Origin of the sequence: Hyalangium sp. (assembly GCF_035629615.1) — a bacterium.
Taxonomy (GTDB): Bacteria; Myxococcota; Myxococcia; order Myxococcales; family Myxococcaceae; genus Hyalangium.
In genome coordinates, this window is sequence record NZ_DASPHO010000438.1 from 1 (window position 1) to 5,337 (window position 5,337).

A 5,337-nucleotide genomic window follows, 5' to 3' on the forward strand; every position below is an offset into this window, starting at 1 on the left:
CCACGCTGTGCCCCAGCACCACGTCCGGCTCGATGCCCCAGGAGCGCCAGAGCGCCGCCAGCGACACCTGGACGGCCAGGAGCATCGCCTGCACCACCTCCACCTCGCCCAGGCGCGAGGCATCGGCGACCAGCTCCTCGAGCAGGGACCAGCCCGCCAGTGGGCGGAAGATCCGATCGCACTCCTCCAGCTTCGCCCGGAAGACCGGAGCGGAGGCCAGCAGCCGGCGCCCCATGCCCGCCCACTGTGAGCCATGCCCGGGGAACACGAAGACCGCCGCCGGACGCGCCCCCACGGGCTTGCCACCCGCCGCCTCACGGATGCGCGCGGTGAGCTTCTCGAAGAGCTCCTGCGGCGAGCTCGCCACGAGCGCGGCCCGGTACGGCCCACGCGACAGGTGGAGCCCGGCGGCTTTGCACAGCGCCTGCAGCTCCTCGCGCTGCTGGAGCCCCGCAGCCACGGGCATCAGCTCGAGCACCCGCCGCTGCAACGCCGCGCCGCTCTCGGCCGCCAGCGGCAGCAGGCTCGCCGCGCTGGAGGGCCCCGCCTCGAGCACGACGTGGCAGTTCGTCCCGCCAAAGCCAAAGGAGCTGACGCCCGCAACGGGCGGCTCACCGGTCGAAGGCCACGGCGTCAGCTCTCGCACCACCTGCAGCCGCAGCGCGTCGAAGTCGATGTGCGGGTTCCCCGACTCGAAGTGCAGGCTGCGAGGGATGGCGCGGTGCTGGAGCGCCAGCGCCACCTTGGCCAGCCCAGCGATGCCTGCCGCGGCCTCCAGGTGGCCCAGGTTCGTCTTCACCGAGCCGATCCGCAGCGGCCGGTCCACGCCGCGCCCCTGGCCCAGCACGGCGCCCAGCGCGCCCGCCTCGATCGGATCGCCCAGCGCGGTGCCAGGGCCGTGCGTCTCCACGTAGTGGACCCGATCCGGGCGGACCCGCGCGCGCGCGTAGGCCTGCTGCAGCACGGCCTCCTGGGCCTTCGGGTTGGGGGCCGTCAGACCGTTGGAGAAGCCGTCATTGTTGACCGCGCTGCCGCGCACCACGCAGTAGATGCGATCCCCATCGATCAGCGCGCGAGAGAGCCGCTTGAGCACGGCGATCCCGCCGCCCTCGCTGCGCACATAGCCATTGGCGCGCGCATCGAAGGCCTTGCAGCGCCCGTCGGGGGACATGGCGCCGAACTTCGACATGGCCACCGTGCTGAGCGGAGACAGCACCAGGCTGATCCCGCCCGCCAGGGCCAGCGTCGACTCACCGCTGCGCAGGCTCTGGCACGCCAGGTGGAGCGACACGAGGGAAGAAGAGCACGCCGTGTTCACCACCATGCTGGGCCCCTGGAGCCCGAGCGCGTAGGACACACGTCCGGCCAGGATGCTCGTGTCATGTCCCGTGGCCGTGTACAGATCATACTGGGGCGCCGCGGCCAGACGGGCGTAGTCGCTCCACATGGTGCCCACGAACACGCCGGTGAGCGAGTCGCGCAGCGAGGCGGGGATGACATGGGCGTCCTCGAGCCCCTCCCACGCCAGCTCCAGCATCAGCCGCTGCTGCGGATCCATCTGGGCCGCCTCGCGGGGCGAGATCCCAAAGAAGAGCGGATCGAACTGATCCACCCCCTGCAGGAAGCCACCCCAGCGGGTGCTCATCTTCCCGGGCTCTGCCGAATCGGCGCTGTAGTGACGCGCGAGGCTCCAGCGCTCCGGGGGGACTTCGGAGATGGCGTCCACGCCCTCGCGCAGCAGCGACCAATAGCGCAGCGGCGAGGTGGCGCCGCCGGGGAACCGGCAGGCCAACCCGACGATGGCGATGGGCTCGTCCAGAACCGCCTGAGCGCCGGCCACCCCCGCCGCGGGCGCGGAGCCAGGCGCCGAGACCCCTCGCGTCTCGCCGCGCGCCAAGTGCTCCGTCAGCATCTGCAGCGTGGGCTGCTCCCACATCAGCGTGGGTCCGAGGGGACGCCCCAAGAACGCCGACAGCCGGGACACCAGCGCGGTCGCCCGCGCCGAGTCCAGCCCATAGCTGCGGAACCGCTCGGTGGCGTCAATCGCATCGGCGGGGATCCCTAGCGCTCGGGACAGCTCGCCGCGCAGCCATGCTTCGATGGTGGCAGCCGGGCGTCGGCCGTCCCCACTCGCGTTCACGGAGGAGTCAGAAACCGGGTTCGTCATACGAACAGATCCGCGTCCCGCGCCAGATCCTGCACCACGGCGCGCAGCAGGTTTTCCTTCTGAGGCTTCAAGAAGAGGTGGCCCCCGCTCACCCGGCGCAGCGTGAAGTCGCCGTGGGTGTGTCGGAACCAGAGAGACATCTCCTCGGCGCTGACGAAGGGATCCGCGTGCCCGGCAAAGGCAGAGATCGGGCAGTCGAGCGGCTTGGAGTCCACGTAGGTATACCGGGAAATGAGGGACAGGTCCTTCTGGAGCGTGGGCAGCAGGAGCTCCAGCAGCCCCGGCTCCTTGAGCAGCGCCTCGGGGATGATCCCCATGTCCCGGAGGCGGATCCGATCCTCCTCTGACGTCCCGGCGCGCGAGGCGCAGCCCATCATGTCCTTCAGCGTGGCAGGGCACGGGCGGTGAGGCGCGTACATCGCCGCGACGAAGAGCCGCACCGGCTGCACCCCGAGCCGGAGCCGCAGCCGCCGCGCGAGCTCGAAGCTGACGAAGGCCCCCATGCTGGCGCCGAAGATCGCGAAGGGCTTGTCCAGCACCGGCGCCACCGCGCGCTCGAGCTCATCGAGCAGCGCCCCCATGTCGCCGAAGGACACTTCGTCCAGGCGCTCCTCGCGGCCCGGAAGCTGGACAGGGCAGATCTCCAGCTCCGCGGGCGCGCTGGCGCTCCAGCCATGGTAGGCCAGCGTCCCCGCGCCGCCGAACGGGAAGCAGAGCAGGCGCACCCGGGCCTCCGCGCCACGAGCATTCAACCGGGGGATCCAGCGCGAGGGGCCTGGCACGGTCTCCACGAGCTCCGAGCGCGGAGCGGCCGGAGCCGGGAGAGGAGCCACCTGAGCAAGCGGAGCGGCCTTGACCCGCTCGGCCAGCACCTCCGCCAGCCGCTGGGGGCTCGGCCCCTCCAGCAACTCGCCCATGGATGCTTCCAGCCCCAGATCCTCGGCGACCCACGTCTTGAGCTGGGAGAACAGGAGCGAGTCGAAGCCCATCTGCCGCAGTGGCAGGCTGGCATCCACCTCGGACAGAGGGATGCCCACGCCCGACGCGACCAGATCGATCAGGTACGCCTCGATGAGGCCCTGGCGCTCCGCGGCTGGCGCTGCTTCCAGGCGGACTCGGGAGAGCGATGACTCCCGCCTCTTGCGGCTCGAGCCCGCACGCTCCATGGCTGCTCGCAGCGCCGCGCGCGTCACCGGCATCGCGCGGATGCCCTCATAAGCCGCCAGCACCTGCCCGCTCCCATCGAGGATGCGCATGTCCGCCACCACGCCGGCCTCGAGAGAGCCGCCCGGACGCATCGTCACGTGTCCGTAGCGTGGGCCCGCCGCCAGCCCCACCCGGGCCCAGGAGCGCTCCAGGCCGACGCCCAGGTAGACGCGCCCGTCCGTCCCGGCGCCGGGCACCTGGGGCACCAGCATCTTCACTGCCTGGCTCACCGCCTCCACCACGCAGGCCTCGCCGAGCACCTGATTCACGGCGAGGGAGACCTGTTCTCCCCCGCTGAGCGGCTCGAGCTCGGGGAAGCCGGCCTCCACCAACAGCTCTCCCTGGCCCAGCCACACCTGGCGCAGACACTGGAAGCTCGGGCCGAAGGTCTGCTCCCCCTCTGTCCACTGCGTGCGATAGAAGTCCTCGCCCGTCAGGTTGCGCGGACAGCGGAGCCTCACATCCTCCAAGCCCACGGGCGCGGTGAGGGCCGAGTCTGCGCCCTCCTCCAGGAAGCGCAGCGCACCTTCAGAGTGGAGCTTCCCCTCCGCGCCGGCCTGAGAGTCCCGGCTCCGTACCTCGAACCGGATCGGCTCCCGCGGCGAGTCCCGCCGGAGCACCACGCGCACCGGCACGGCCTCTCCCTCCGCGAGGACGAGCGGCTCGGCGAATGACAGCTTCTCGAACGAGACGCGGCTGCCCACGCCGAAGGCCGCGGCGGCCGACGTCATCACCAGGGTGTTCTGGACGATGCCAGACACCACGATGTGCCCGAAGACACGGAAGTCACGCAGCACGGACATCCGCTCTGGCGCCAGCTCCGTCTCGAACGCGATGGCGCCCGGCTCCTCCACGCGAGTGCCGACGAGCGGATGGCCCTCGGCGGTGGCACGCTTGCGCTGAGCGGACGGCGCGGACACTCCTCCCCACGGGCCGAACCAGTGGTGCTTGCGCTGGAACGGATAGGTGGGCAGCAGCAGCTTGCGGCGCGGGAAGGGGCGATCCAGGCCCTTCCAGTCCGCCTCGACGCCGTGGACGTACAGCTCCGCCAGGCTCGTGAGGATCGTCTTCGTGTCGTCGTGCCCTGCGCTGAGCGAGGCCAGCCAGGTGGCGGCCTCATCCGTGACGCTCTCGCGCCCCATCCCCACCAGCGTGGGCTTGGGGCCGATCTCCAGGAAGAGCTCGGCTCCCTGGGCACGGGCTGCCTGGATGGCCTCGGCGAAGCGCACCGGCTCACGGAGCTGGCGCCGCCAGTAGGACGCCTGGGACAACGTGGCCGCGTCCACCAGCTTCCCGGTGAGGCCAGAGACGAAGCGAAGCTTCGGTGGCGCGAAGGTGAAGCCCCCCGCGAGCCGCTCGAAGGGCTCGAGGATCGGCTCCATCAGGTGCGAGTGGAACGCGTGGGACACCGGGAGCCGCTTCGCCTTGGTGCCGCGCGTGGCGAGCATCTCCACCGCGCCGGCGACGGCCTCCTCTGTCCCGGAGACCACCGTGTGCGCCGGACCATTGAGCGCCGCGATGTCCAGGGCGCCCCGGTACCGGGAGAGCACGTCCTCCAGGGCCCCCACGCCCGCGGCGATCACCGCCATGGCGCCTCGCCGCTGCAGCCCCTGCATCATCCTCCCTCGCTCGGCGGCGAGCCGGAGTCCCTCCTCCAGGCTGAGCACGCCGGCCACGTGCGCGGCGGCGATCTCACCCACGCTGTGCCCCAGCACCACGTCCGGGGTGATGCCCCAGGAGCGCCACAGCTCCGCCAGCGCCACCTCCAGCGCGAACAGCGCTGGCTGGGTGTACGCCGTCTCGTCCAGCGGGCCGCGAGACTCCAGCGAGGCTCCCTCGGGGAACATCACCGACAGCAGCGGGCGCTCCAGGTGGCGAGAGAGCAGCTCGGCGCAGCGATCCAGCACAGAGCGGAAGACAGGCTCGGTCTCGTACAGCCCGTGCCCCATGCCCGCGTACTGCGA

2 protein-coding genes are annotated in these 5,337 nt (G+C 71.4%); both read right to left on the reverse strand.

All coding sequences use genetic code 11. From position 1 onward, the window contains the following. On the reverse strand, window positions 1–2,167 hold a 2,167-nt coding region (locus VD972_RS22400), incomplete at its 3' end, for a type I polyketide synthase (RefSeq protein WP_324990200.1). Continuing rightward, a partial coding sequence (locus VD972_RS22405) for an acyltransferase domain-containing protein (protein ID WP_324990202.1) occupies window positions 2,164–5,337 on the reverse strand: 3,174 nt, incomplete at its 5' end. The genes VD972_RS22405 and VD972_RS22400, both read right to left, overlap by 4 nt.